Annotated in this window: 25 protein-coding genes; 16 read left to right on the top strand and 9 right to left on the bottom strand. The window is 37.5% G+C overall.

Translation table 11 applies throughout. The features are described 5' to 3' along the window. The first annotated feature begins 192 nt into the window (after positions 1–192). Positions 193–342: a hypothetical protein gene (locus BUB45_RS20295; protein WP_176087306.1), complete on the top strand. Its 150-nt coding sequence runs from the start codon at positions 193–195 to the stop codon at positions 340–342. A gap of 159 nt (positions 343–501) precedes the next feature. Here the strand turns inward: BUB45_RS20295 and BUB45_RS18550 are convergent, their stop codons facing one another. From BUB45_RS18550 to BUB45_RS20035, 3 genes are read right to left on the bottom strand one after another with little or no spacing between them, the layout of a single operon-like run. Continuing rightward, on the bottom strand, positions 502–1,899 hold the full coding sequence (locus BUB45_RS18550) for a nucleoside recognition domain-containing protein (protein ID WP_073013267.1): 1,398 nt from the start codon (positions 1,897–1,899) through the stop codon (positions 502–504). Beyond that, the gene (locus BUB45_RS18555; protein ID WP_073013269.1) at positions 1,889–2,620 is read right to left on the bottom strand and encodes a FeoB small GTPase domain-containing protein; all 732 of its coding nucleotides are present in this window, start codon (positions 2,618–2,620) and stop codon (positions 1,889–1,891) included. The genes BUB45_RS18550 and BUB45_RS18555 overlap by 11 nt, the downstream gene beginning before the upstream one ends. After that, on the bottom strand, positions 2,621–2,875 hold the full coding sequence (locus BUB45_RS20035; protein ID WP_073013272.1) for a FeoA family protein: 255 nt from the start codon (positions 2,873–2,875) through the stop codon (positions 2,621–2,623). A 649-nt stretch (positions 2,876–3,524) separates the two neighbouring features. On the opposite strand from BUB45_RS20035, the gene BUB45_RS18565 reads away from it, so the two are divergent. Then, entirely contained in the window at positions 3,525–4,841 is a 1,317-nt protein-coding gene (locus tag BUB45_RS18565) for a S1C family serine protease (protein WP_073013274.1), read from the top strand. A 131-nt stretch (positions 4,842–4,972) separates the two neighbouring features. Here the strand turns inward: BUB45_RS18565 and BUB45_RS18570 are convergent, their stop codons facing one another. The 3 genes from BUB45_RS18570 to BUB45_RS18580 all read right to left on the bottom strand — a co-directional run bounded on the left by BUB45_RS18570 (position 4,973) and on the right by BUB45_RS18580 (position 7,567). Beyond that, positions 4,973–5,374, bottom strand: a complete 402-nt coding sequence (locus tag BUB45_RS18570; protein ID WP_073013276.1) for a DUF4064 domain-containing protein — start codon at positions 5,372–5,374, stop codon at positions 4,973–4,975. 128 nt (positions 5,375–5,502) lie between these two features. After that, positions 5,503–6,873: a sensor histidine kinase gene (locus BUB45_RS18575; RefSeq protein ID WP_073013278.1), complete on the bottom strand. Its 1,371-nt coding sequence runs from the start codon at positions 6,871–6,873 to the stop codon at positions 5,503–5,505. After that, entirely contained in the window at positions 6,851–7,567 is a 717-nt protein-coding gene (locus BUB45_RS18580) for a response regulator transcription factor (RefSeq protein ID WP_073013280.1), read from the bottom strand. Before BUB45_RS18580 ends, BUB45_RS18575 begins: the two co-directional genes overlap by 23 nt. A 221-nt stretch (positions 7,568–7,788) precedes the next feature. On the opposite strand from BUB45_RS18580, the gene BUB45_RS18585 reads away from it, so the two are divergent. Together BUB45_RS18585 and BUB45_RS20695 are read left to right on the top strand one after the other, a co-directional pair. After that, on the top strand, positions 7,789–8,034 hold the full coding sequence (locus BUB45_RS18585) for a hypothetical protein (RefSeq protein WP_073013282.1): 246 nt from the start codon (positions 7,789–7,791) through the stop codon (positions 8,032–8,034). Between the two features lie 17 nt (positions 8,035–8,051). After that, positions 8,052–8,186 (top strand): hypothetical protein, encoded by a 135-nt coding sequence (locus BUB45_RS20695; protein WP_280157617.1) that lies wholly within the window; start codon positions 8,052–8,054, stop codon positions 8,184–8,186. A gap of 82 nt (positions 8,187–8,268) precedes the next feature. On the opposite strand, the gene psiE is transcribed toward BUB45_RS20695, so the two are convergent. Continuing rightward, the gene (gene psiE, locus BUB45_RS18590; protein WP_073013284.1) at positions 8,269–8,718 is read right to left on the bottom strand and encodes a phosphate-starvation-inducible protein PsiE; all 450 of its coding nucleotides are present in this window, start codon (positions 8,716–8,718) and stop codon (positions 8,269–8,271) included. Positions 8,719–9,031: 313 nt separating this feature from the next. On the opposite strand from psiE, the gene BUB45_RS18595 reads away from it, so the two are divergent. From BUB45_RS18595 to xsc, 4 genes are all read left to right on the top strand, one after another. After that, positions 9,032–9,751 carry a GntR family transcriptional regulator gene (locus BUB45_RS18595; protein WP_073013286.1) on the top strand — a complete coding sequence of 240 codons (720 nt, stop codon included), beginning with the start codon at positions 9,032–9,034 and terminating at the stop codon, positions 9,749–9,751. A 458-nt stretch (positions 9,752–10,209) separates the two neighbouring features. After that, a complete protein-coding gene (locus BUB45_RS18600; RefSeq protein WP_073013287.1) occupies positions 10,210–11,598 on the top strand; it encodes an aminotransferase in 1,389 nt (462 codons plus the stop codon). A gap of 36 nt (positions 11,599–11,634) precedes the next feature. Further along, a complete protein-coding gene (locus BUB45_RS18605) occupies positions 11,635–12,570 on the top strand; it encodes a selenium metabolism-associated LysR family transcriptional regulator (RefSeq protein ID WP_073013306.1) in 936 nt (311 codons plus the stop codon). Positions 12,571–12,794: 224 nt separating this feature from the next. Further along, a complete protein-coding gene (xsc, locus tag BUB45_RS18610) occupies positions 12,795–14,564 on the top strand; it encodes a sulfoacetaldehyde acetyltransferase (RefSeq protein ID WP_073013289.1) in 1,770 nt (589 codons plus the stop codon). A gap of 169 nt (positions 14,565–14,733) precedes the next feature. On the opposite strand, the gene BUB45_RS18615 is transcribed toward xsc, so the two are convergent. Together BUB45_RS18615 and BUB45_RS18620 are read right to left on the bottom strand one after the other, a co-directional pair. Continuing rightward, positions 14,734–15,318, bottom strand: a complete 585-nt coding sequence (locus BUB45_RS18615) for a class D sortase (RefSeq protein WP_073013291.1) — start codon at positions 15,316–15,318, stop codon at positions 14,734–14,736. Positions 15,319–15,465: 147 nt separating this feature from the next. Beyond that, positions 15,466–16,647: an LL-diaminopimelate aminotransferase gene (locus BUB45_RS18620; protein ID WP_073013292.1), complete on the bottom strand. Its 1,182-nt coding sequence runs from the start codon at positions 16,645–16,647 to the stop codon at positions 15,466–15,468. 345 nt (positions 16,648–16,992) lie between these two features. Between BUB45_RS18620 and BUB45_RS18625 the strand changes: the two genes are divergently transcribed. From BUB45_RS18625 to tnpA, 8 genes are all read left to right on the top strand, one after another. After that, the gene (locus tag BUB45_RS18625; RefSeq protein ID WP_073013294.1) at positions 16,993–17,586 is read left to right on the top strand and encodes a TetR/AcrR family transcriptional regulator; all 594 of its coding nucleotides are present in this window, start codon (positions 16,993–16,995) and stop codon (positions 17,584–17,586) included. A gap of 513 nt (positions 17,587–18,099) precedes the next feature. Then, positions 18,100–18,867, top strand: a complete 768-nt coding sequence (locus tag BUB45_RS18630; protein ID WP_073013296.1) for a 3-hydroxyacyl-CoA dehydrogenase — start codon at positions 18,100–18,102, stop codon at positions 18,865–18,867. Between the two features lie 189 nt (positions 18,868–19,056). Further along, a complete protein-coding gene (locus BUB45_RS18635; RefSeq protein ID WP_073013297.1) occupies positions 19,057–20,214 on the top strand; it encodes an acyl-CoA dehydrogenase family protein in 1,158 nt (385 codons plus the stop codon). A 174-nt stretch (positions 20,215–20,388) separates the two neighbouring features. Further along, positions 20,389–21,540, top strand: a complete 1,152-nt coding sequence (locus BUB45_RS18640) for a thiolase family protein (RefSeq protein ID WP_073013299.1) — start codon at positions 20,389–20,391, stop codon at positions 21,538–21,540. Between the two features lie 44 nt (positions 21,541–21,584). After that, positions 21,585–22,745: a CaiB/BaiF CoA transferase family protein gene (locus BUB45_RS18645; RefSeq protein ID WP_073013300.1), complete on the top strand. Its 1,161-nt coding sequence runs from the start codon at positions 21,585–21,587 to the stop codon at positions 22,743–22,745. A 437-nt stretch (positions 22,746–23,182) separates the two neighbouring features. Further along, a complete protein-coding gene (locus BUB45_RS18650; protein WP_073013302.1) occupies positions 23,183–24,715 on the top strand; it encodes a class I adenylate-forming enzyme family protein in 1,533 nt (510 codons plus the stop codon). Between the two features lie 28 nt (positions 24,716–24,743). Next, the gene (locus BUB45_RS18655; protein ID WP_073013303.1) at positions 24,744–26,363 is read left to right on the top strand and encodes a long-chain fatty acid--CoA ligase; all 1,620 of its coding nucleotides are present in this window, start codon (positions 24,744–24,746) and stop codon (positions 26,361–26,363) included. A gap of 200 nt (positions 26,364–26,563) precedes the next feature. Further along, positions 26,564–26,851 (top strand): IS200/IS605 family transposase (gene tnpA / locus BUB45_RS18660; protein ID WP_073013305.1); only part of this gene is annotated, 288 nt, incomplete at its 3' end.

Here is a 26,851-nt window from a genome sequence, read left to right on the forward strand (position 1 = left end):
CCATCTTCAAGCGTGTGAAGGGTGAAATCCCAGCGGTAAGGTGGAGATGAATTGGCTTTCGGTCAAGTACGTCTTTAGACGTGCTAATTGACCGAACGCATGTTACCATAAGAGCATGAAGTGTTCTTTGAAAACTGGATATATGAGGTTGCATGGAGAAACTAATAATGCGAAAACCAAGCGAATCCTTCCATGCGTAAAATATCCAAGGTACGAAAGAAACTCCGATTCGTCGGACATCTAGGGCAGGAACTTCCCGAAGTAACGCTCATGGAGACGAAAGGTTGCTTTCGTCGTGGAAATGAGAAGCTCCCACTTCAAGCGAAGCTAAGTGGTGAGTAGTTCACATAAAAGAAAAACTGCCTACATGGGTGGCTACCCTCGAAAGTGATTTTTAACTCTAACTCTCGGAGGTCGGTACCATGTATAGGCAGTATTGGTTTGTGAACATTTTTTAAAAGAAGTCTATTGCGAGATCTGTAATCGAACAAGTATAGAAGTCTATACCCAGCCAAAGCCTTTTACGACTTGCGCAATAACAAATGTGACGACAATGGCGATAGTAGTAGGTAATATAAAGGCGGCCGACGTCCATTTTATACTTTTTGTTTCTTTCCAAATGTTGAACATGGTTGTACCACAAGGGTAATGCAATAAAGAAAATAGCATCATATTAAGCGCTGTTAACCACGTCCATCCATGGTCAAGAAATATTTGTTTTAAATCGTTTAAGTTATCCACTTCGATCATCGATCCTGTTGCAAGATATCCCATTAAAAGAATCGGCAGGACGATTTCATTTGCAGGAAAGCCTAAAATAAATGCCGTTAAAATAAAACCATCCAAGCCAATCGCTTGTGCAAAAGGGTCTAAAAACCCAGCAAAATGTTCAAGAACACTTTGATCACCAACGAAAATATTCGCTAAAATCCAAGTAATAACGGATGCTGGTGCAGCAATAATGACGGCTCTTTTTAATACAAACCATGACTTATCCAATGTAGCTCGAACAATCGTATTCCATATTTTCGGTTTTCTGTAAGGTGGCAGTTCCAATGTATAGTGTGAAGGCACACCGCGCAATAATGTTTTGGAAAGAGCCCATGAAACAAAGATAGTCATGATAATGCCAAACAATACAATTCCTACGACAACGGACGCAGCAACAAACGTATTCATACCGCCTGAAAATCCAGCCGCCATAAATAAACCTGCAAGGAGAATTAATACTGGCCAGCGCCCATTACACGGGACAAAGTTGTTTGTCAAGATGGCTATCATGCGTTCCCGTGGTGACTCGATAATGCGTGAAGACATGACCGCTGCAGCGTTACATCCGAACCCCATTGCCATTGTTAATGATTGTTTACCATGTGCGCCAGATTTTTTAAATACACGATCTAAATTAAATGCTACTCGTGGTAAATATCCGAAATTTTCTAGCAAAGCAAACATTGGAAAGAAAATAGCCATTGGTGGCAACATGACACTAACCACCCAGGAAGTACCACGGTAAAATCCTTCTACCAATATTCCATACAACCAATCTGGGGAGTTAGCCCATTGGAATAATGCAGCAAGCCAATTTTCAACTGTAGCAAATAACTGGCTTATAACAATACCTGGATAGTTTGCCCCTACAATCGTTAAATAAATGACTACTCCAAGTAGCATAAGCATAATGGGAAAACCATAAATACGTGATGTTAAAATATTATCCAAATTTTCATCAAGCCAGGTTGCTTTTTTATTAGAACGCTGTATGGAATGCTGGGTTATGCTTTGCGTAGATTGATAAATACTTGAAACGATATGATCTCTTAACGTATTTTCTTGATCACTGTACTTTTCAAACAATGCATCAAGTTGCTGTATTTGTTGGTTTGTTTCATACGCCATGACAACAGCCCCCTTGTGCAGATGGATGTTTTTCCGAACTGAATTGTTGGTTTTGGATATACGCTTTTAGCGATTCTAATAATTTTTTATCTCCATCTAATATACGTAAAGCGATCCATCTCGCAGGAAAGATATCCCCAAAAATTTGCTTGATTTCTGATTCGAGTTCTTTTATTTTCTTTTCTATTTGTGGACTATATTTAATTTTGTAACCTTTCGTTATTAATTTACCTTCAATCATTCGGTCTATCGTTTTTAGTAGTTGAATGATACCAATTTTTTCTCTAGCTGATATTAACACAACTGGAATACCTAATTGTTTAGATAACGCTTCTTTATCAATATGGATGCCTCTTTTTCTTGCTTCATCAATTAGATTGACACATAGAACGGCACGATCAGTCATTTCTAATACTTGTAATGCTATATTTAAATTTCGCTCTAACGAAGTAGCATCCACTACAACGAGTGTAATATCCGGTTTTTCAAAAATAATGTAATCTCTTGCTACTTCTTCGTCAGCTGAATTGGAGTAAAGAGAATATGTACCAGGTAAATCAATGACCTTATATACATGCTTCTCTGTTTTTAGTTCACCTTCAGCCCGTAATACCGTTTTCCCAGGCCAATTTCCTGTGTGTTGTTTTAACCCAGTAAGCAAGTTAAACAATGTGCTTTTTCCTGTGTTTGGATTTCCTGCTAAAGCAATGGTATGAAACATTTATACCACCTCTTTATGAACTTTCTTTGCGTAGATAAAAGAACTTTCTTCTTTCCGCAGTGCGATCGTCGTGTTAAAAACTTTAAAAGCGATTGGATCTCCTAATGGACTTTTCTGTACTATTTCAATGGTGGCTCCTGGGACAAAACCTAAATCTAGTAATCTACGCCGCATGACATCATCTCGTATTTCAACAGATGTAATTTCTATTCGATCACCAATTTGAAATTGATAGATAGGTTTTTTATCAAGCATATTATGTCGCTCCTTTGGCTGTGAGTTAAATAGTTGGTTTAGGGAAACTTTAGGTTATACATAACTATATTTTAATAACATATGCTTTGTTGGTATGGATGTTGATTTTGTTTACTCTCTAAATATATTATGATTATAACTTAAAAAGTTTCCTTAATGCAAACAATGCGTCGCGTTTTTTATAATACTGTAATAAGAGGCTTTCATGATTTTTTACTTTATGGAAATTTTTTCAGTTCTAATGAGCTTTCACGTGGGTAAAAAAGTTTGTATTATATAAGCGAGTATATATCTAAATAAGCGGCTTACATTTTATTCATTTAAGTTAAAACATACCTTGTCGCCATTTTCAAAATGCCAAATGATGGTATAATAGACCTACCTTATTAGTTGTTAACTATTTAAAACAAGTCGTTATTATAAAGTTATACGATAAAAGAAGTGCCGGCAAAGGAACGTTACAGAAGCATATGATGTCACTATCAACAAGCTAGCTGACTCCCCAAGTTTTAATCTTCCTTTTTTCTTTTACTCCCCATAGTAGAAAAAAGGATGAATTTTAAGTCTTATCGGCTATACAAAACGGCGGCAATATGTCTTGAAATTTGTGTGAAGTGAAATTTTCTAATGTTTTGAAAGGAGGCTAAACATGCGTTGCCCAACATGTGGAATGAAGAAACAAAGAAGAACGCGTTACTGTTTAAATTGTGGAAGAACGTTAAAGCGAGGGATAGTATTTAAGTTAACAGCCATCATTTCATTTTTGCTCCTTGTGAGCGGAGGCACTTATTTATTTATCGAAAGTAATGCTGCTAACAATCGTCTAGAAACGCATACAAAAGCGGCTAATGCTGCAAGTCGCAATGATCCAGAATTAATGAATAAACAAAGCGATGACGTAGATGATGAAAAAACCGTTGAAGAAAAGATTCAAATGGCTGAAAAAAACGTATATACAGTTAGGACGAATGAAAGGGAAGGAGCTGCTTTTTTATATAATGATCAAGGCATCTTATTAACGAGTGCACATCTTGTTGAAGGGCATACGGAAGTACAAGTAAGAAATAATCATGATGCATTTACTGGTTCTGTTATCGGCTATTCCAATGAAACTAATTTGGCAGCGATTCAAGTAGCTGAACTTGCAGGGGATCAACCAGCGCCAACCGAGAGGAAAAAAGGTTTATCTGCAAGGGATAAAGTTATTGCTATTGGAAGCGAGCGTGTTTTAGACAATAATACAACGGCTACTGTTGTCAACGAAGTGGACTGGCATTTTTCTTATGGAAATTTTACATATGAACATACGTATCAATTGGAAGAGACGCTATTACTGGGATATAGTGGTGGGCCTTTATTGTCTGCGGAGACTGGTAGTATCGTTGCAATTAACTCTATTGCCCATGTCAACGATATTGCTGTACAATTTAGTGTCCCTATACACGAGGTTACAGATGTAATAGAAGGTTGGATAGATGAACCGATGAACGAAGCAACAATAACAGAACAATTTTTTGGTGCTGATGGGGGCTATTTTTTTGGAGATTATTGGGGGACTCGATATCCAGAAGAAGCGGTCACCAATCAAGAAAGTGAATTTACTAGTGAGGGAGAAAATAGTGTAACAAATGACGCCGAAAATAATACTTCTCATCATAGTGGACAGCAAACGTGGCAAGCACCTGCTTATACGCCACCAGCTAATAATGGGTGGCAAAACCGGGGCAATCATACGCAAAATAGCACCAATGATACAAACCAGAATTCCACTCCGGAACAAAAGAAGGATAATGAAACAAATAAAGGCGCTGCTGAGGGCCCTTCAGACGGTGGTGACGATCAAACAAATAACGACGAAAATTCAACTAATCCTACAGATGGACCGAAGAAACCAGAAAAACCAGAAAAACCAAAAGAACCTCAAGAAGACCCGTCAGAAGAAGATAACGTATCTAGTCAGCAATAATTTCATTTGTAATCTTTTTGTCTTAGACAGACTTGGCATCATTTCTCAGTCTGTCTAAGACTTGAGGCAGTGAGGTGTCATGTTATAAGAGACAAACCTTATCCATTTCATTTGTTAACGAACGATTACTTTTAACTTTCTATCGTATCTGTTGGTTTTCTTACAAAACACATAATTGCGGCGGCGAGATATAACAAAGATTGAAATAAAATCCCTGATAATAAAAGCCAACCACTTAGAACAGCCGCTGCAATAAAAAATCCGCCAGCAGTTTTAGGGTTTCGCTTCAACTGTAATACACCAATCAATCCTAAAGTAAAGCTTATCACAGCGCCAATAATAGGAATCCAAATAAAGATAGATAAGAAGGAGCCAACGTTTGAAAGCACTCCAAAATCAGCCGGATCAATAGAACCTTCAAGCAGGTCGATACCGCTGTTTAAAAGCAAAATGCCAACGATCCCAAAAATAGCTAAGGCACCGTCCATTAAAAATCCTACAATGCCTAAAATCTTTTCAACTGTTCGATTCACGCTTGTTACCTCCTCTGTCTAATCAATGGTTTTATTATGTTACGTAAAAACAGCACGAATTGTTTCATTTTTCCTTATACGATAGAAAACGAACATGGCTTGTGCCAAGATTTATTAGGGGTGTAAATTTAATGTTTCTCTTTTTTCGGAAAGCAAACGGTCACGGTTGTACCTTGTCCAACTTCACTATTAAAATCTATGGTTCCGTGATGAGCATCTACAAGTGCTTTCACAATGGAAAGCCCAATCCCTATACCGCCAGTCTTGGTGGCCCTTGACTTATCTCCACGATAAAAGCGTTCAAACAAAAATGGAATATCTTCCTGCTTAATACCTATTCCCTCATCCATAACCATAAAACAGATGTAATCTTCCTTTTCTTCTGTAAAAATTTTCACTGTCTTTCCTGTTGGAGTATACTGCAATGCATTGTTCATAAGGTTTGTTAAAATTTGTGTAACTCGGTCTTCATCTGCACGAAAATGGATTTCTTTGTTTGGAAAGTAGCTCCTTAATACAACCCCTTTTTTATGAAAAGCCGCCTGAAATTGACTATCCATAAAACGAAGAAGTTCCCTTGCATCTAAAGTAGACATGTTTAATTTCTTTTGTGGGTTTTCCACGGCAATTAACGTTTCCAATTCATTGACGAGTCGCACTAAGCGCATAAGTTCATGGTGGCTTTTTTGCAATCGTTCAGGAGTTGGTTCCCAAATACCGTCTTGATAAGCTTCCAATTGACTCCGTAATGTTGCTAGTGGTGTTCTAAGTTCATGTGCAAAATCAGCGGTAAATTGCTTTCTTAATTGTTCCTCTTTCGCCAAGGAATTAGCTAATTCATTAAATGATTCCCCAAGTTGTTTCATTTCAACACTTAAATCTTTTACAGGCACATCTACTCGTTTATGTTTTTTTAATTGCTGTATTGCTGTTGATAATCGCGTAAAACCAGCACTTAACCTTCTAGAAAACAAAAAACTAAATAAAATCGATAACAATATAATAGCGATTACCGCAATTAGTATGTTTTTTTGAATCGATTTCAAGAAAGTAAAGTCCTCACCAACGAGTTCTACTGGATACACCACTTCCATCGTGCCAACCTTTTCTCCGTCTACTTCAATAGGGTGAGAACTTGTTTCGTAATCAACTGTTTCTGCTTGTTGGTGCATGCCCATGCCCCTCATCATGTGCTGCATTCTTGTTGAGTCTGCCACAACATCGCCGGACTGGTCATAAATCGTATAAAACAAATTCTCTGTCATTGCTTGGTCATGAAGTATGCTGTTTGCTTGTTCACTTACTAAGCTTCCGGTTTGCTGATACGTTCGAATGATCTCTTCCTCTACAAATGACGTTTTTTCTTCTCTACTTATTTGTAAATAGCTAGAAAATTGATTTTCTACCCCGAAAAATATGGAAAAACTCGTTAAAAAAACACCGCATAAGGAAACAAGTAATAAATAAATGAAAATTTTAGTGCGGAGTGTTAGCTTCATCTGGTTTTCCCCCAAACTTATACCCCATTCCAAAAACCGTTAATATATAATCAGGATGTCTAGAATCCTGTTCGATTTTTTTTCGTAAATTTTTTATGTGTGTATCAATACTTCGCTCATATCCTTCAAAAAAAAGATCATCCTCTTCTTGAATTTTTACGAGCAAATCCCCTCTGCTATATACCCTTCCAGGATAACTAGACATTGTGATTAATAGCTTATATTCATTCGGTGTAAGTGCGACAACTTCATTATTGACTTTTACTTCCTTTTTTAAATGGTCAATAATTAGTTGCCCGTTGTTAAAACGGAGTTGGTCATTTTTTTCCGTCTTAGAAATTCGGCGCAGTAAAGCTTTAGCTCGCACAACAACCTCTCTTGGGCTAAAAGGCTTGGTAACATAATCATCTGCACCGATGACAATTCCATTTATAATATCATCTTCTGCTGACTTAGCAGTAAGCATGATAATTGGCATATCACTATCTTTTCTAGTTAATCTGCACACTTCTTCTCCAGAAATATCGGGGAGCATTAAATCAAGAAGCACAATATCTGGGTTCCCTTCTTTTATTTGTTTTAGCGCTTCTAGACCATTGGCGGCAAATAAAATACTCCAACCTTCTTTCTCAAAATAAGCTTGCAAAACTTCGCGAATCATTTCTTCATCATCGACAATTAATATGCGTGTCATTATTTTTCCCCCTCTTGTTTTGCACATCTTGTATTCTCGAAAGTGGATGCTGCTTTCATCTCACTAAAGCTGTATAAGAAATTACTTACTTCATTGTAGTTTCTATAGTATCATGCTAACACAGTAGAATTCACATTTTCACAACTTCCCCATAAGTTCTCCATAAGAACTACAAATGCGTGCGATATGATATAGATAATGAAAGAAAGGAGTTGGGCATAATGAAAAAATTAATGATTGGTGCTATAACAGGAGCGATTATTTTAGGTGGTGCAGCAACGTATACATTCGCTGATGCCAATGAAGAGAATCAAGAATTTTATAATGATAGGAGACCGTATATGGAAGAAATGCATCCAAACTTCTCCGATGAGGATTATGAAGCAATGTATAACTTTTGTCACGGAAACGGAGACTTAGAAAGACGGCATCGCGGTGGAAATGGTTTTGATAAAAACAATGAATAGATAAGAGGTGAGTAGTAATGATGAATGGCTATGGCCTTCATTTTGCAGGATTTGGAATACTAGGATGGATAATAAACCTTCTTGTAATAGGAATTGTCGTATATTATGCAACTAAATTGGCGTTAAAACATGATGATAAGGACAAAAATTAAGTAAAGGATTGGCAGTCATCTTGCCAATCCTTTTTTTATATCGTCTTTATTCAAAAGGCTATAAGGATGCTACATTCGCCATTCACCTCTTATTCTGAAAAAACCACTTGCTTTCAGGTCGTTCACGAGGGGTTAAATTCATAATAAAATAGCCAATAATTAAAATTAAGATAACGAATGCATAAAATAACGTATCTAGCGCATTATCATGTTCAACAATGATCAAACGAATCATTGCTGTTATACCAATATATAAAAAATAACGTAAGGGAAAATGATAGTTTTCCTTAAAATATTTTACAATCATAGCGACAAACTCAAAATATAGGAAAAATAATAATACATTGGCAAGAAACAGTTGGTAGTCTGTCGTATCACCTTCAAGTAAAATTGTTCCGAATAAAATAAGCTCCTTTACAAGTAAGACAGATAAAACAATAGCGAGAATAATCAGGGATACATTTAATATAACTTGTAATAAATAAGGAAATACATATAATGATTTTGTATACAGCGACTTTAAATTTTTCATGCAAATATAAGCCCTCCATTCTAGCATGATACGTACATATTTCTTATTGTTATCATAACACACCTCCAATAGATGACAGTATTAAATTTTCAATACTTTTTACTCTTTTAATAAAATCTAATATCTATTTTTCAAATAAAATAGAAGTAATAAACTATTCCTTTGACATGGAGAAAAAATTAGTTATAAGCTAAAGGCAATAAATAAACTTCTATTTTTCCTATAGGACGTAGAGGCTTCTCGGTTATCGTATAAGCCAAGTTTTTCTGAAATTATGTTATGATAAAATAAATAAATCGAGGGGGGAGACTACGTGCTCGATTATACGAATTCAGTGCCTTTACATGTACAATTGAAGAAAATAATTGAAAAGCAAGTAGAAAATGGCGAATTGCAAGGTCAAATACCAAGTGAACGTCAATTCATGCATACATATAATGTAAGTAGGAGTACAGTAAGAGAAGCTATCACGCTATTAGTACGAGAAGGAATTGTAGAAAAAAGGCATGGAAAAGGGACATTTGTTTCTTTAAAACCAATTCACGACTGGCTTGGAAATTTGCGTAGTACAACAGAAACAATTCAAAATATGGGGATGGAGCCTGGCGCGCAACTAATCACAAATTATAAAACAATAACGCCAAGTTATATTCAAGAGCAAACCGGATTAAGAGAAGCATATTTTATAAAAAGAATACGTTACGCAGATCAGATCCCTATTGGAGTGGAGCGTCACTATTATCCTATATGGATTGGTGAAAAACTGCTGCAATATGATCTTAATAATGCAACCCTATATGATTTGCTGGAAAATAAATTAGGGATTACATTTGCGGAGGCGGATCAAACAATATCAAGCGGTCATATTTATGAAGAAGATCGACCTTATCTTTATATAGAAAGAGAAAAACACGTACTCATTGCCGAAAGAATTATAAAAAATGGAGCAGGGGAGATCATAGAATTTGAAGAAGCCTTTTATAGAAGTGATTTATATGCGTTTAAAATTAAGTTGTCTCGAAAATTTGGTTAACTTGTGTTGCACACATATAATAAGCGGGTACTTCATGGCGTGTAGGGAGGGAAGTAAAGACTTGCTGAAGTCGGCTTACTATAGTTAATTAGATTGGTCGTTTTTTATAAATATTTTTAAATCATTCATAAAAAATGCTTATAAATAGTATTTTAATTACTAATATCTGAATTTTAATAATAGATTGAAATGTAGATCGTTATTTGTATATAATATGTGTGATCACAATGATTCAACTGGTACGGATGTCCTTCGCAATTATTGATGTAGCAACCTGTATGGCGTGTTAATAGCTCATCGAGGATGTAGTAAATTGAGTCAATTACATGCATCCTTAGCGAATGGTGTGAATACAGTTTTATAACACATGAGAAGATTGTGGCCGCTTTTGATTTACCGTTATCTATTGCTTTATCAGAATATATATCTGAATAATTTTTACAAAGGGGGATTTAGGAATGAAAGAGGAAATGGAAATACGTTCTGTTACAGAAGAGAAGCCCTCACACTTATGGCATGCCATGCATCGGCATGACCCGCAAGTAAAGCAGTTGGTTGCAGTTAAAGGAGAGGGCGGTTGGTTTACAGATGAGGCTGGTAATTGCTATTTAGATGGTGTTTCGGGTTTATGGTGTTTAAATCTAGGGCATGGAAGGCAAGAAATTATTGAAGCATGTGCAGCACAAATGGGGAAATTAACCTATGTTCCATTAACGATGAGTCACCAACCTGCATTGCAGTTAGCTACGAAGCTAAGTGATTTATTAGGCGGAAACTACCAATGCTTTTTTTCAAATAGTGGTTCGGAAGCAAATGAAACCGCTTTTAAGATTGCGAGACAGTATCACAAACAGACAGGGAATCCGGAAAAATATAAAATCATCTCCCGTTATCGGAGTTATCATGGGAACACTTTAGGTGCATTAAGTGCTACTGCACAAGCAAATAGACGTGTAAAATATGATCCGGCTGTTCCAGGGTTTTTACACGTCTATCCACCATATGCTTATCGGTCGATTTTTAATGGTACAAAAGAAGAGTCTGATTTAAAAGCTGCGCAATTGGTAGAGGATACCATTCGTTGGGAAGGAGAAGAAACAGTAGCCGCATTTATCATGGAACCGTTTATTTCTGGTGGTGGAGTTCTCATTCCTTCTATGGAGTATATTGAACGAGTTCAAGATATTTGCAATCGGTACAATGTCGTACTCATCATGGATGAAGTCGTTTCTGGTTTTGGCAGAACGGGAGAAATGTTTGGCTTTATGCATGCAAATGCGGTACAACCTGATATCGTAACAATGGCAAAAGGATTAACAAGTGGTTATTTACCATTAGGTGCAACTGCTGTAAAAGATAAAATCTATCAATCATTTAAAAGCGTTGGCAAAGATAACCATTTTCGACATGTATCCACATATGGCGGACACCCTGCAGCGTGTGCAGTAGCGCTGAAAAATATTGAAATTATTGAACGGGAAAATGTAGTGCAACGTGTACACGATCTTGCTAAAAGTCATTTAAATGCGTTACAGCGACTAACAAAGTATGACCATGTTGGTGAAGTGAGGCAGATTGGTTTCTTGGTAGGCTTGGAAATGGTCGAGGATAAAGCAACCAAAGAACCGCTAGCAGATGAAAAAATGGTGGGAATATTGCAAAACTGCAAGCAAAGAGGCTTAATTATTGGAAGAAATGGCGATACGGTACCTGGCCAAAATAATGTCATCATCATTGCTCCACCATTAACAAGTACGGAAGAAGATTTGATGTTTCTAGTGGAGACGGTAACAGATGTTTTTAATCATCTCTTTGGTAGTAATATTTCTGAAAGTATTCCATTATAGAACCTAAGAGTAGATAAAATGGGGGGATGGCGTAACGTGAATTATGAGCGATTACAAACGTTTATTGCAGTTGCTGAGAAAAACAGTTTTTCAGAAGCTGCGAAGAAGTTATTTGTTACGCAACCGACGATTACCTCACAGATAAAAGCTCTCGAAGAAGAATTACAAACTAAGTTATTTGAAAGAACGACGAAAACAGTTAAGTTAACCCAATCGGGGGAAATTTTGTTAAAGTATGCTAAAGATATTGTTCAGCTAAGCAGTTTGGCTCGAAAAGAAATTTTAAAAATAGAAGAAAAAATATATGGGGATTTAAAAATAGGGTGTAGCTTAACAATTGGAGAATACATTTTACCGCATTTTTTAAAGCGTTTCAAAGAGAAGTATCCACTTATTCATATGCAAGCAAAAATTTCTAATTCAGCATCCATTATTCATCATATAAAGGATCAGGTCGTACATGTAGGATTAATCGAGACTTCAATTCATGATAAGCAAATCGTGATGCATCCCATATTAGAAGATGAACTCTGTTTAGTAACGAAAGTCGATTATTTTCCTTTTCCCGAAAAGCAAATATCGTTAGATCAAATAAAAAACATTCCTTTAATCATACGTGAAAGTGGTTCTGGCACGCGTGAAGTTGTGGAACAACATTTGGAGCGGGCGGGAGTTTCTTTTCATGATTTGAATATTGTAATGGAAGTGGGCAGTACAGAAGCAGTTAAAGCGGTAGTAGAATCAGGATTAGGTGCTTCTTTTATTTCGAAAACCGCAATTATGAAAGAAAAACAATTAGGCTTACTGACGTCCTATAGTATAAGGAATATTACATTTAACCGACATTTTTATTTGGTGTTTCGAAAAGGACAAATTTTATCTTCAACTACAGAATTGTTTATGGATGAATTGCAAAAGATGACTCTAGCACTAGAGAGCAACATTAGTGCAAATCGATTAGGTGTGATTTGATGAGGATCAGGTTGAATAATAAGAATTTTCAATCCTGCATAATTATTGCGCTCTCTAATATTTGTAAACAGCAACAGTATGACCGAAACAGAGCTTGAAAGAAACAAGGTTTTGCAGTTTTCTATGGACGAAAGGGAAGAATGTAAATTTTTGAGATGGGAATTTGGAGATAGCTGACATTTTTCTAAAAATGATATGGATAGAAGTAAAGGGAGGCATTGATTATGGTAAAACAACAGTATGTGGAAAATAAACAAGTAGGTAATAAAATGAAAATGACGCCTAGTGAGGCGATTGTTGAAACGTTAATTGCAGAAAATGTCAAAGAAGTGTTTGGTATTGTCGGATCAGCTTTTATGGATATGTTAGATTTATTTCCAACTGCAGGTATTCGATTTTTACCAGTACGGCATGAACAAAGCGCAGCTCATATGGCGGATGCTTATACACGCGTGTCAGGAGTCGCCGGTGTAGTCATTGGGCAAAATGGACCGGGAATTACAAATATGGTTACATCAGTTGCAGCAGCAAACCAAGCCCACACACCTATGGTTGTTATTTCCCCGTCAGCTGGGACACCGACAATAGGCTGGGACGGTTTTCAAGAAGCAGATCAAGTATCCATTTTTCAATCCATTACCAAAGAGACGGTTAGGGTTACTCATAAAAGTAGGGTAGCGGATTGTTTGCGGACAGCGTTTCGAATTGCGTATGCGGAACGAGGGCCGGTTTTGTATGATATCCCACGTGACTTATTTTACGGTGAACTAGAAGATCAAATTCTTTCTCCCCGTCAATATCGCGTTGATAAACGAGGAAATGGTGACCCTGCTGCAATAAGTGATGCTGTCGCGTTATTACAGCAAGCTGAAAATCCAGTCATCCTATCTGGGCGAGGTGTAGTAGATGCGGATGGCGTTGATGTAGTAAGTAAAATTGCTGAGCATTTAACAATTCCAGTTGCCGTTTCGTATATGCATAATGATGCTTTTCCTGCCAATCACCCTTTAGCAGTTGGTCCTATTGGTTATATGGGATCAAAAGCAGCGATGTATACATTACAAGAAGCAGATGTTGTTTTAGCAATTGGTACACGGCTGTCTGTTTTTGGAACTTTGCCTTGCTATGATATTGATTATTTTCCTAAACAGGCTAAAATTATTCAAGTTGATATTAACCCGAGAAATATTGCTAGAACACATCCTGTTGAAATTGGAATTATTGGCGATGCGAAATCTTCTGCAGAAGCGATTTATGAACAATTACAGAAGTCTATACCTAAAAGAAAAGACGGGCGATTGACAGCAATTAGTAAACGAAAACAAGATTGGGAAGAAGAACTGATTGACCTTGCTATGGTAGAAGGGGAGCCGATTAATCCGCGTCGGGCTTTACTTGAACTGACGAAAGCTTTACCAGAGAATACGATTATATCCACAGATATTGGTAATGTTTCATCTACGGCTAATGCGTATTTGAAATTTACTCAAACACGAAGACATATTGCAGCTTTAACGTTTGGAAACACTGGATTTGCTTATCCTGCAGCTTTAGGTGCACAATTGGCTGAACCAAGCGCTCCAGTAGTTGCAATTATTGGCGATGGAGCATGGGGGATGAGTTTGCATGAGGTGAGTACGGCTGTAGAACAAAACATTCCAGTTATTGCTTGCGTATTCAACAATAAGTCTTGGGCAGCGGAGAAGAAAAATCAAGTCGATTACTATGATAACCGTTTTATTGGGTCTGATATTGAAGCGCCTGATTTTACAGAAGTAGCGAAATCAATGGGCGCATTGGGGTACACAATAGAGCAACCAGAAGCTATTGCTGAAGTTGTACATGATGTACTTCAACAAAGAAAGCCAGCTGTATTAAACATTATGGTTGATGGTACGCAGCTAGCACCACCGTTTAGAAAAGACGCACTGAAGATGCCTACACGTCTATTGGATAAATATAAGCATTTAGATTATGAAACTTGGGGAAAATAAAACGAGAAAATAAAAACTCACTGCATCCAATGAGAAGCAGTGAGTTTTTATCTTTTAAAGCAACGTTGTTAAGAATAAATAAATCTAGATGTAAGCTGCTGTACAGCCCGTATTTTGCCGAATGATTTGCCAGTAACAAACCAAGTAACTTATTAACTTGTACAAGCAACTATTTCGTTGGGTAAGCGTAAATAACATAACGGTCCGGCGCGTCCCCGATGTAGGAAAAAGGATAGCATGTAGATATCGTTAGTACTTCGTTTTTTCTGTCTGGATCTATAACCGTTGTATCATCTGCAGCGACAATTTTATGATCCTGCATGGTATAAATAAAGGTACCCTGTTCCATTTTTACATGGAATTCATCTCCATCTTGTAATTGGTCGAAATTTCTAAACACCGTATCACGATGCCCTGATAGCAATATTTGTTTATTTTCTCCGGGAAACCCTGTACCAGTATAATGACCAACACCTTGCGCGAGATCGTCTTCATCTACACCTTCAATGATTGGCAACTCTCGGTCAAGCTTTGGAATGTAAAGTACTCCGACTGTATCTCCTTGTTTGAACGCTTCATAATTAAATTTTTCTACATCTTCTACATCAGAAATCACTTTATTGGAAACAAATGACTCTGCTTCTTCCATCCGCTCACTTTCCATTGCTTTTGATTGATAAAGTTGAAACCCACCATAGCCTAGGGTGGCTATTCCGCATACAATTAAAATGATTGATAAGGTCCTTAACAACATTCCCACCTCTACCCAAAGATTTTAATGGTTTTAAATGATGAAATTTTCTCACAGTATATTTTAATCATATATGAAGTGGAGTAGGTTCGTAAAGTATAAATTTTTTACGTCAGTCGCAGCTTATATAGAAGCCAGTAGTGTAAATTTCTATCCCATATTGACAGGAGTAAATAAGGCACTTTTTTGTAATCTTTGCACTGCTTCGTTTAGCACTTCTTCTGGTTGTACTAAGCCAATACGTACATACCCTTCTCCTGAAGGACCAAAAGCATTCCCAGGCACGACAACAATTCCTGCTTCATCCATTAGTTTATAAGCGAATGCAGTCGATGTATAATTTTTGGGAACTTTAGCCCAAATAAACATGGATGCTTTCGGTGAAGCAACCTTCCATCCAGCATTATGAAAACCAGTGACTAACAGATCTCTACGTGCTTTATAGACGTTGCGTAATTTTTGTGTGAAGGAAGATGCATGTTTCAGTGCGCAAATTGCTGTTTTTTGTATTGGTAAAAAAACACCAAAATCTAAATTAGATTTCAAACGTTTTAGCCCGTCTACTATTTGTTCATTCCCTACTATATAGCCAATTCTGCACCCAGCTAAATTGAAACTTTTAGAGAATGAATTAAATTCTACGCCAACTTCTTTAGCACCCTCAACCGAAAGAAAACTAACTGGTTTTTCGTCATAGTAAAGCTCTGAATAGGCAAAGTCATGTAAAATAGCAATGTTATATTTTTTAGCAACAGCCACTACTTTTTCAAAAAAAGTTTTTGTAGCCGTAGCTGGTACAGGATTCCCCGGAAAATTAAGGATCATCAGTTTCGACTTTTGCAAAATTTCTTCTGGAATAGCATGAAGGTCTGGAAGAAAATGATTTTCAGCCTTTAGTGGCATGAGGTATGGTTCAGCTTCAGCTAAAGCTACACCCGTATGATATGCTGTATATCCTGGATCAGGAAGAAGAATGGTGTCCCCTGGATTTGTTAATACCATTGGCAAGTGTACCAGACCATCTTGGGAACCCATGACCATAAAAGCCTCTCGTGTCGGCAAAAGCGGCACGTGGTATTGTTCGCCATAATAGGTTGCTATTGCTTCATGTAGTTCATCCGTACCTGTAAGCGTATATCCGTATTGTGCGGGATTTTGCACTTGCTTTGTTAGTTCGTCAATCAAGAATGATGCTGGTGGAAGGTCAGGGCTCCCTACACTCAAGTCAATCATGTTGACCCCTTCGCTAATCTTTTTCTTTTTATAGCTAGAAAGTTCATTAAAAATAGATGTTTGAAAATGCTTCATTTTGTCAGCTAGATTAATATTCATGTGTAACCACCTTATCGTTGTGTATCCTTATACTGAAATTAGTATGATTATACCACTTTTACAAACAGAATGGTAAATGAAATTTATAAGGGAAACCATGTTTGCTCTCACTAAACAACTATCCATTATAAGTGAAAGACGAATGGTTAAATGAGTGAGCAGAAAATATAAAAACAAGTGTATAAAATGTGTTATTTACCCCCATATAAAACAAGTTTTTAACGTAGTATTATTAGATAGAAAATGTAAGATAGTTATATAGTTTTAAATTTTAGAAAATTAACTTGACAGTTAAATAAAGAATAATTAGAATAATGAATAAGGTGAGGAAGGAAGTGAAATGGTATGTCCTTGAGAGAGAAAAAAGTAGCAGAAAAAAAAGAGGAAATCATTCGTATGGCCATCCGTGTCCTATCGGAAAAAGGATACAATGGAATTACGATGGAAGAAATTGCTGCTAAGCTGTTAATGACAAAAGGAACTGTTTATTACTATTTTAAAGATAAACAGGAATTACTGTATCACAGTCAAATTATGCTATTGGAGCGGAGTTTGTGGAAAGTACAACAAATTCAACAAAAACAAATTCCTATCGATAAAAAGCTGAATCAATCGATTATTTCTCATATTGAATATATATTGGAGGAGCGCTCTGGGTTTGAATTGATGTTAAAACCAGAACAAATATTTAATACGAAACAATTAGATGTTATTTTTAAACTTCGAGATACGTATGCCGGAATTTTTGATCAGATGATTATAGAGGGAATAGATGAAGGCACCTTTCATGTTACAGATGTAAAAGTGGTGCGAAATATAATTTTAGGTTCGATGAACTGGGTAACGCAATGGTATGCTGAGAATGGCAAAAAAAGTAGGACAGAGATTGCAGAAGATATTGCTATCTATTTATTGCGAATGTTGTCACCGAATAAGTGACAGGAGGTCCTTGCTAACGAAAGTGAATAGACGATAAGCCACGTTTTTCACACGATAGGAATCATAAAATTTTTATGTTTATAGGAACAAAGGCTCGAGGGCGCCCGGTTAGCAACGTAGCGAGTGGAACGAATCAACGAAAGTTTTAGGAATCATGCTCCTGCAAAAGGAGTATGCCAGCGCCCTCCCGGCAAGCCCGTCTTTAGTCGGTTTTCCGATTTAGTACGAACCGATGATGACTTAACTTAGGGCAATGAAGTGAAGTCGCCTAGTTGCTGGGCGCTGGAGCCGGGCGTGGCTCATTCGGTTATTTGATCATCCCATAGGAGCAAATTTTTATATTTTCTTATCTCTCAAGAAAAACAATGGTGTCCTTCTGCCATAAGATAATTAGCCGAGTTTTTCTAAAAAAAGTTGTGTATGGTGACATGTGAATATGGAATTTCCATGGTACTTGAGGAGAGTAATTACTTGTTAAGAAGCAAATTTAAAATACATGTTGGAGGAGATTAAATGGAAATAGCAAAAGGGGTTGCTGTTGTTACTGGTGGTGCATCTGGCCTTGGTGAAGCTACAGTAAGAAAAATTGTAGAGGGTGGTGGAAAAGCCGTCATTTTTGATCTGGCAAAGAAGAATGGTGCATTACTAGCTGAAGAGCTCGGAAGTGCAGTAGATTATTATTACGTTAATGTAACTGATGAGCGAAGTGTACAGGATGCATTAGAGAATACGATCAATCAATTTGGAAAAGTGGATATGCTTATTAACTGTGCAGGAATAGGCGCCGCAGAAAGAACACTAGGAAAAAGAGGGGTGCATGATTTAGGAACCTTTAAAAAAGTTATGGAAGTAAATCTGCTTGGAACGTTTAATGTCATTCGGCTTGTTGCGCAAAAAATGTCCGCTAATACTGTTAATGAAAATGGAGAGCGAGGAGTTATTATTAATACAGCTTCAGTAGCAGCATTTGATGGTCAAATTGGTCAAGCGGCTTATAGTGCTTCAAAAGGTGGGATAACAGGAATGACGTTACCGATCGCTAGAGACCTATCATCTATAGGTATACGTGTTATGACGATCGCACCTGGATTATTTGAAACCCCGTTATTTGCTTCCTTACCTGAAAAAGCAAAAAAAGCGTTAGGGGAAATGACACCGTTTCCATCTAGGCTAGGTTATCCTGAAGAATATGCACAGTTAGCAAAAAGTATTATTGAAAATCCTATGTTGAATGGAGAGACGATTCGATTAGACGGTGCCATACGTATGCAGCCCAAATAATAAATCGAAATATTTATACAATATAAAGTATTAAAATGTAGGCGTAGTCGTAGAAGAAACTGCCAATTTGCATTCGATAGCTACTATCTATTAAGAAAAGAGGAAGTTTATAAAAAACTACATTGCACATATAGTTGTAGTAGAAGCTAGATTAGGTTTTTCTCAAATGGTATTAGGGGAGGGTTTTGCTTGAAAAGACATTTTTTAAAAGAAGAACATGCGATTTTCCGTAGTTCATTACGAAAATTTTTGGAACAAGAAGCAGCTCCATATTTCGCTGATTGGGAAGTGAATCAGCAAATACCAAGGTCATTTTGGAAAAAAGCAGGGGAACAAGGTTATCTTTGTTCTTGGGCTAAAGAAGCCTATGGTGGTTTCGAAGCAGACTTTAGGTATTCGGTTGTTTTAAATGAAGAATTTGAACGGATTGGCACAGCAATGGTAGGATTGGGCTTACATAATGATATTGTAATGCCTTATATAGATACGTATGGTTCAGAAGAACAAAAAAAACGGTGGTTACCTAAAGCGATACAAGGAGAGATTATTTCTGCTATTGCGATGACGGAGCCTGGGGCAGGATCTGATTTGGCAGCAATTCAAACAACGGCAAAAAAAGATGGAGATGCTTATATTGTAAATGGAGAGAAAACATTTATAACAAATGGTTCTTCGGCAGATTTAGTGGTCGTCGTTTGCAAAACGAACCCACATGCCCAGCCTGCTTATAAAGGAATAAGCCTGCTCGTTGTAGAAGCTAATACTCCAGGTTTTCGAAAAGGGAAAAAGCTAAAAAAGATGGGACAGCACGCAAATGATACATGTGAATTAATTTTTGAAGATGCTCGTGTACCAGCTGGGAATTTACTAGGAGAAGAAGGTAAAGGATTTTATTATTTAATGGAAAAGTTGCAGCAGGAGCGGTTATTAGTAAGCATGCAAAGTGTTGCAGCTATAAAAGAAATGATTACAATCACATCTGAATATGTAAAACAACGAAAAGCATTTGGAAAGCGAATTAGTGAATTTCAACATACACAATTCCAACTTGCTGAGCTTTATACGGAGTGGCAAATTGGCAATGTGTTTGTTGACCGTTTAATTGAACAACATATGGCTGGGGAGCAGATTGTATCAGAGGTGTCCATGGCAAAGTGGTGGACGACAGATTTAGCTAAGAAAGTAGCAGCAATTTGTATGCAATTACATGGTGGATATGGTTATATGGAAGAGTTTGAAATTGCAAGAAGATATCGTGATGTAGCTGTGTCATCTATTTATGCAGGTTCTAATGAAATTATGAAACTAATTATTGCCAAAAATATGGGATTAGTAGATGCGGAATAGTTAGATAACAATTGCCATGGTTCGTATTGGAATAGTCACCATATACGAAGAAAGATATTTACAGGATTATTTATGCATGTGAAAATGGAATCTATTTATTAAAAGGGTTTACATCTCGGAATTAGGCAATAGTCAGTAATAACATATATCAGAAATGGAAGGGATGATCATATATTGCGAGAAGCGGTAATTATAGAGGCTGTAAGAACACCAGTTGGAAGGCGTAAAGGGAGTTTGTCAGCAAAACGTGCAGAAGATTTAGCGGCAAAACCTTTGCAAGCATTAATAGAACGAGTAGGCATTGACCCTGGACTAGTAGAAGATGTCATCTACGGTTGTGTGTCTCAAGTAGGTGAGCAGGCGTTTGATATTGCTAGGCAAGCTGCATTAATTGCTGATTTTCCAGTTGAAGTGCCTGGAACAACGATTGATCGTCAATGTGGATCGAGTCAACAAGCTGTTCATTTTGCTTCTCAAGCGATTATGAGCGGAGACATGGATGTGGTCATTGCCGGCGGCGTGGAAAATATGACGCGTGTTCCAATGGGGTCCAATATGCAAGGGGTTACAATAAATGAAAATTTAACCTCCAAATATGAAATCATTAATCAAGGGCTATCCGCAGAACGAATTGCTGATAAATGGGGATTTAGTCGCCAGCAACTAGATGAGTTTTCACTCATAAGTCATGAAAAAGCCATTGCAGCAATGAAATCGGGCTACTTTGATAAGGAGATCATGCCACTAGAAGTAAACTTACCAGATGGATCATCGGATTTGTTGAGGTATGATGAAGGACCGAGGGAACAAACAAGTTTGGATAAGTTAAGCGAATTAAAGGCTGCATTTCAAGAAGGTGGAAAAATCACTGCTGGCAACTCCAGTCAAATTAGTGATGGTGCAGCAGCACTATTGCTAATGTCTCGTGACAAAGCAAACGAATTGGGTTTAAAGCCAAAGTTTCGGGTCTTAGCACGTACGGTGATTGGCTCTGACCCGACGCTTATGCTGACGGGACCAATACCTGCTACGGAAAAAGTATTACGTATAGCCCGATTAAGCATATCCGATATCGACGTTTTTGAAGTAAATGAAGCTTTTGCCTCTGTAGCTTTAGCTTGGTTGCATGAAACTGGAGCAGATCCAAAACGTCTTAATCCAAATGGTGGTGCAATTGCGCTCGGTCATCCGCTTGGAGCCAGTGGGGCAAGATTAATGACAACTATGATACATGAATTGGAACGTACAGGTGGACGGTACGGATTACAAACCATGTGCGAAGGTCATGGTATGGCGAATGCAACAATTATTGAACGTTTAGCTTAATAGAAAAAAGCTTGGTGTAAAATTTTAAACAAGGAGGTGTTCTTTTGCCGCTTACATCCATCCGTGTACTTGATTTGACTCGATTATTGCCAGGTCCCTATTGTTCTATGTTACTTGCAGATTTTGGTGCAGAGGTTATTAAGGTAGAAGATCAAGATAAGGGTGACTATGCTAGAAATTATTATCCTCTCCTTGATGAGGACAGTGCCATGTTTCATGCGTTGAACCGAAACAAGAAGAGCGTCTGCTTAAATTTGAAACGGGAAGCAGATCGAACCATTTTTTTACACATGGTCAAGGATGCAGATGTTGTACTTGAATCTTTTCGACCGGGGGTAATGAAAAAACTAGGCGTAGATTATGAAACATTAAAAACGATTAACCCGCAAATTATTTATTGTTCGATTACAGGCTATGGACAAACAGGTCCATATGCTTCAAAAGCCGGCCATGATTTGAATTATCTCAGCTATGCGGGATTATTATATCTCATAGGAGAACAAAATGGAAAGCCAATTGTACCAGCTGCGCAAATTGCAGATATTGGTGGCGGTGCTTATCCTGCTGCATTAGGAATTATGCTTGCATTGTGGGAGAGGCAGACATCTGGAGAAGGACAATTCATAGATATATCGATGATGGACGGCGTTCTTTCGTGGTTACAAACAAGTTTGCCCAATTACTTTGCTACAGATGAATTACCAGAACGCGGGAAACAGCCTTTAAGTGGAGCATTAGCATGCTATGAGGTTTATGAAACAAGAGACGGTAGATGGTTAGCAGTAGGAGCGTTGGAACCGAAATTTTGGCAAGTATTTTGCGATACGATTGGCAAAACGGAGCTAATCGCTTATCAACACGCGCCTTTACTTGAACAGCATCGTGTTAAGTATGAAATTCAATCCGTTATTCAACAAAAATCATTAAACGAATGGGTACAACTTTTTGAAGGTGTAGAGGCTTGTATATCCCCCGTTCAAAACTTTTCGGAAGTAGAAAAAGATGCCCAAGTAAGGGCACGAGATATGGTTGTATCCATCTCCCATCCTACAGTTGGGGAGGTGAAGCAGATTGGCATACCTATAAAACTCTCTAAAACACCAGGAAGCATTCGTTCTTTAGCTCCTAAGCATGGAGAGCATAGGGAAGTGCTTGAACCATATATAGCTCATAGTTCTACCACAGCTTTACAAGATGAAACCTAAACGAAAATGGGGAGGTAGAAAAGTACAAGTCGTTCATTACACTTTAGCTTTTTTAGAAAAAGTGGGCTTATACGATAGAACCTAACATGTGATAATTTGCTATAGTGTAGAAGCGTTCTTTGTGTTGGAATAAGGATGATTTTTAAAGAGAGAGATAAGGAAGTATAAAATTTGTTGCTTTGGGATACCGATTTAACGGAATAGCCACGTTCGGTTCAGCGCCCAGCAACTAAGCGATTTCACTTCATTGCCCTAAGCTAAGTCACCATTGGTTCGTGCTAAATAGGAAGCCCGACTAAAAACGGGTTTGCCTTCGTGCGTCGGCATACTTTTGTTTTAGTGGTATGGTTTGTAAAACTTTCGTTGATTCGCTCCAGTCGCTGCGTTGCTAGCCGGGCGCCCTGAGCCTTTGTTACACAAAATTGGGAGGGATAGATGTGAATATAGGATCGACGTTAGCTAGAAATGCGCGGCAGTTTCCAGATAAGCAAGCTGTTTGTTTTGAAAACCAGACCTACACATATAAACTATTAAACGACGAAGTTAATAAGCTTGCTAATGGTTTATTAACCCATCATGTAGGGAAAGGGGAAAAAATAGGTGTTTTAATGAAAAATTCCGATCAATTTATGATTGTATTTTATGCCATTATGAAAATTGGAGCTATTGCTGTACCAATTAACTTTCGTTTAACAGCAGGCGAAATAAAATACATTGTGGAGGATGCAGACATTTCTGTTCTATTTTTTGATGAAGCTTATGTTTCTTTGGTTCGGCAAATTACGGAAAATAATCCGAATATAAAGTTATGCATTTGTGCGAGTGATCAAGCTAATGAAAACATCCAAACGATACATGATATTCGTGTACAAAATGTATTAGAACCGAATGTAGAAGTTGCAGAATCAGATGATGCTGAAATATTATACACTTCTGGTACAACTGGAAACCCTAAAGGGGCTTTATTTGACCATCATCGAATCCTTTATGTCGCATTTACCTCCGCCATTATGATGAAAATAGATCCTGCAGACAAATTACTTCACGTTGCGCCATTATTCCATTCCGCACAATTAAACCTATTTATGATTACAGGTACTCTTCTAGGTTCTACGCAAGTTATCCATCAAGATTTTCATCCCGCTCAAGTTCTACAAGCAATTGAACAATATAAAATATCGCTCTTCTTTGCTGTCCCGACCATGTATAATTTCTTACTCCAAGTGCCGAATTATGAAACTTATGACCTTTCTTCAGTAAAACGTTGCGGTTATGGTGCTGCACCGATGCCAACAGCATTATTGAAAAAAGTGATGCACTTATTTAATCACGATCAATTTTACAATATGTGTGGTTTAACGGAAGCTGGTCCAGGTGGAGTTCTATTGTTGCCAGAAGAACATAAGACAAAAATGGGTGCAGGTGGAAGGGCTATGCTCTGTACGGAAGTCAAAGTCGTCAATGAATGGGGAGAGGATGCTGCACCTTATGAAGTAGGTGAATTTATTATTCAAAGTGAAATGGTGATGAAGGAATATTATAAAAATCCCGAAGAGACGAGACGAACGCTGAGAGACGGATGGCTTTATACTGGAGATTTAGCAATCATAGATGAAGATGGGTATATTACCCTTGTTGATCGAAAAAAAGATATGATTATATCCGGTGGTGAAAATATTTATTCTACAGAAGTAGAACAAGTTCTTTCTCAATTCCCGGATGTATTAGAAGTAGCAGTAATTGGATTACCAGATGAAATATGGGGAGAAAAACTTGTTGCAATTGTTGTTGCAAAAGAAGGTAAAAGTTTGGACGTAGAAAAACTAAAAACGTTTTGTCGCCAACATTTAGCCAGCTATAAAGTACCGACAGCATTTATTAAAGAAAATTCCATACCTCGCAATGCATCGGGAAAAATCTTGAAATATCGTCTTAGAGAAGCGCTACAAACAGGAGAATCATCATCTTAGCTAATTTTTTAAAAGGAGTGGAGCAAGTATGATGGATAGCCCTTTATTAATAACATCGTTAATCGAACGTGCAGAGAATTATTTTCCCAACAAGGAAATTATTTCAAGAACGCAAAAATATATGCATCGTTTAACGTATAAGGAACTTGGTGGCAGAGTAAGAGCGTTAGCTCATGCATTAGAGGAATTAGGGATACAAAAAGGAGATCGAGTTGGGACATTTGCTTGGAATCATCATCGCCATTTAGAAGCTTATTTTGCGGTGCCATCTATTGGTGCGATTTTGCATACTATTAATATTCGCTTATCAGCTGAACAGCTCACATATATTATAAACCATGCGGAAGATAAAGTGATTCTTGTCGATGAGGAGCTTTTACCTGCGATAGAAAGCATATTCCATCAGCTTGACACAGTAGAAACAATTATTGTAATGACAGACGAAGAACGGGTTCCTGCATCTACATTACCTTCTGTTTTACATTATGAACAGTTTCTAGAAGATGGGGATACTACATTTGTTTTTAAAAAGGACATGGAGGAAAAGGAAGCAGCAGAATTATGCTATACATCAGGAACAACAGGGAAGCCGAAGGGGGTTGTATACTCCCACAGGGGTCTTGTTCTACATGCGATGGCTTTAAGTCTAGCTGATACTTCTGCCGTTTCTGAAGAAGATGTTTCTATGCCTGTCGTTCCAATGTTTCATGCAAATGCTTGGGGCATGCCGCATGCAGCAACATGGATGGGAGCTAAACAAGTTCTACCAGGCCCCTTTCCAACACCTGAAATTTTAGCAAGATTAATAGAAACAGAGAAAGTAACCATTACAGCAGGTGTTCCTACTATTTGGCTAGTTTTATTAAAAGAATTAGATAAGAAAACATACCAGCTTGATAGTTTGCGTGGAATATTATGCGGAGGTTCTGCAGCGCCATTTGGAATGATAAAAGCCTTTGAAATGAAACATAACATACCGTTTTTTCATGCATATGGGATGACTGAAACGACACCGTTAGCCTTATTTTCCAAATTAAAAAGTTCCCAAAAACAACTGTCAGAAATGGATAAATTAGATATAAAATCAAAACAAGGAATGGCGGTGCCGGGAATTGAAATAAAAGCTATAAATGAGAATGGAGATATAAAAAGAGATGGCCGGGAAATGGGAGAGCTGCTGGTTAGAGGACCTTGGATTGCCGACTCGTATTATAAAGATGACCGTAGTGACGATTCGTTTCGTGATGGCTGGCTGTATACGGGCGATGTTGTAACCATTGATGAGGAAGGGTTCGTAAAAATTGTTGATCGAACGAAAGATTTAATAAAAAGTGGCGGAGAGTGGATTTCATCTGTAGATTTAGAAAATGCTCTTATGGCTCACGAAGCAGTGTATGAGGCTGCTGTGGTATCCGTTCCTCACGAAAAATGGCAAGAACGTCCAGTTGCTTGTGTTGTATTAAAAGATGATTATAGAAGCATTGTAGGTCAACAGGATTTATACGCATTTTTAGAAGCACAATTTGTAAAATGGTGGCTGCCTGATGACATTTTATTTATGGATGCGTTACCAAAAACATCTGTAGGTAAATTTTTAAAAACAGCTTTACGAGAAGAAGTGAAAAAGCAATTAACGAAGGATTTTTAAAACTAAATAAGCTGATAAATCAAAACATCTTGTGTGCTGTATGTTATCTAAGGTTTCCTAAACCAAAACCATCTATCAAAAAATATAAAAGTGTGGTTGGTTATTTAATTTACAAATGCGTGGTCTAACTCCACCGTCTTTAGACGGTATTCGCTTTTAGCCTTATCCTTTTTGTCCATACTAAGTGAAGAGGTGAAAGTATGGAAGGATATAGAAAAAATAGTCATACTGTGTATGATATCAAGTATCATGTCATATGGGTGACAAAGTATAGATATAAGGTTTTGGGCGGGCATATAGCGGTGAGAGTGCGTGATTTGATAAGACAAGGTTGTGAAGCCAGAGGAATTACCATATTGCAAGGAAGTGTTGGGAAAGACCACATTCATTTATTATTATCTTGTCCTCCAAGTATTGCTCCAAGTAAAATATTGCAGTATCTAAAAGGAAGATCATCGAGATTATTGCAGGATGAGTTTCCAGAACTT

This window comes from Virgibacillus chiguensis, from assembly GCF_900129865.1.
Taxonomy (GTDB): domain Bacteria; phylum Bacillota; class Bacilli; order Bacillales; family Amphibacillaceae; genus Virgibacillus; species Virgibacillus chiguensis.

Coding starts and splice junctions, on each gene's coding strand:
- psiE (WP_073013284.1), bottom strand. CDS start 8,718: ATGAAAAATTTAAAGTCGCTGTATACAAAATCATTATATGTATTTCCT.
- BUB45_RS18630 (WP_073013296.1), top strand. CDS start 18,100: ATGGAAATAGCAAAAGGGGTTGCTGTTGTTACTGGTGGTGCATCTGGC.
- xsc (WP_073013289.1), top strand. CDS start 12,795: ATGGTAAAACAACAGTATGTGGAAAATAAACAAGTAGGTAATAAAATG.
- BUB45_RS18550 (WP_073013267.1), bottom strand. CDS start 1,899: ATGGCGTATGAAACAAACCAACAAATACAGCAACTTGATGCATTGTTT.
- BUB45_RS20035 (WP_073013272.1), bottom strand. CDS start 2,875: ATGCTTGATAAAAAACCTATCTATCAATTTCAAATTGGTGATCGAATA.
- BUB45_RS18655 (WP_073013303.1), top strand. CDS start 24,744: ATGATGGATAGCCCTTTATTAATAACATCGTTAATCGAACGTGCAGAG.
- BUB45_RS18565 (WP_073013274.1), top strand. CDS start 3,525: ATGCGTTGCCCAACATGTGGAATGAAGAAACAAAGAAGAACGCGTTAC.
- BUB45_RS18585 (WP_073013282.1), top strand. CDS start 7,789: ATGAAAAAATTAATGATTGGTGCTATAACAGGAGCGATTATTTTAGGT.
- BUB45_RS18555 (WP_073013269.1), bottom strand. CDS start 2,620: ATGTTTCATACCATTGCTTTAGCAGGAAATCCAAACACAGGAAAAAGC.
- BUB45_RS18600 (WP_073013287.1), top strand. CDS start 10,210: ATGAAAGAGGAAATGGAAATACGTTCTGTTACAGAAGAGAAGCCCTCA.
- BUB45_RS18575 (WP_073013278.1), bottom strand. CDS start 6,873: ATGAAGCTAACACTCCGCACTAAAATTTTCATTTATTTATTACTTGTT.
- BUB45_RS20695 (WP_280157617.1), top strand. CDS start 8,052: ATGATGAATGGCTATGGCCTTCATTTTGCAGGATTTGGAATACTAGGA.
- BUB45_RS18615 (WP_073013291.1), bottom strand. CDS start 15,318: ATGTTGTTAAGGACCTTATCAATCATTTTAATTGTATGCGGAATAGCC.
- BUB45_RS18625 (WP_073013294.1), top strand. CDS start 16,993: ATGTCCTTGAGAGAGAAAAAAGTAGCAGAAAAAAAAGAGGAAATCATT.
- BUB45_RS18580 (WP_073013280.1), bottom strand. CDS start 7,567: ATGACACGCATATTAATTGTCGATGATGAAGAAATGATTCGCGAAGTT.
- BUB45_RS18620 (WP_073013292.1), bottom strand. CDS start 16,647: ATGAATATTAATCTAGCTGACAAAATGAAGCATTTTCAAACATCTATT.
- BUB45_RS20295 (WP_176087306.1), top strand. CDS start 193: ATGCGTAAAATATCCAAGGTACGAAAGAAACTCCGATTCGTCGGACAT.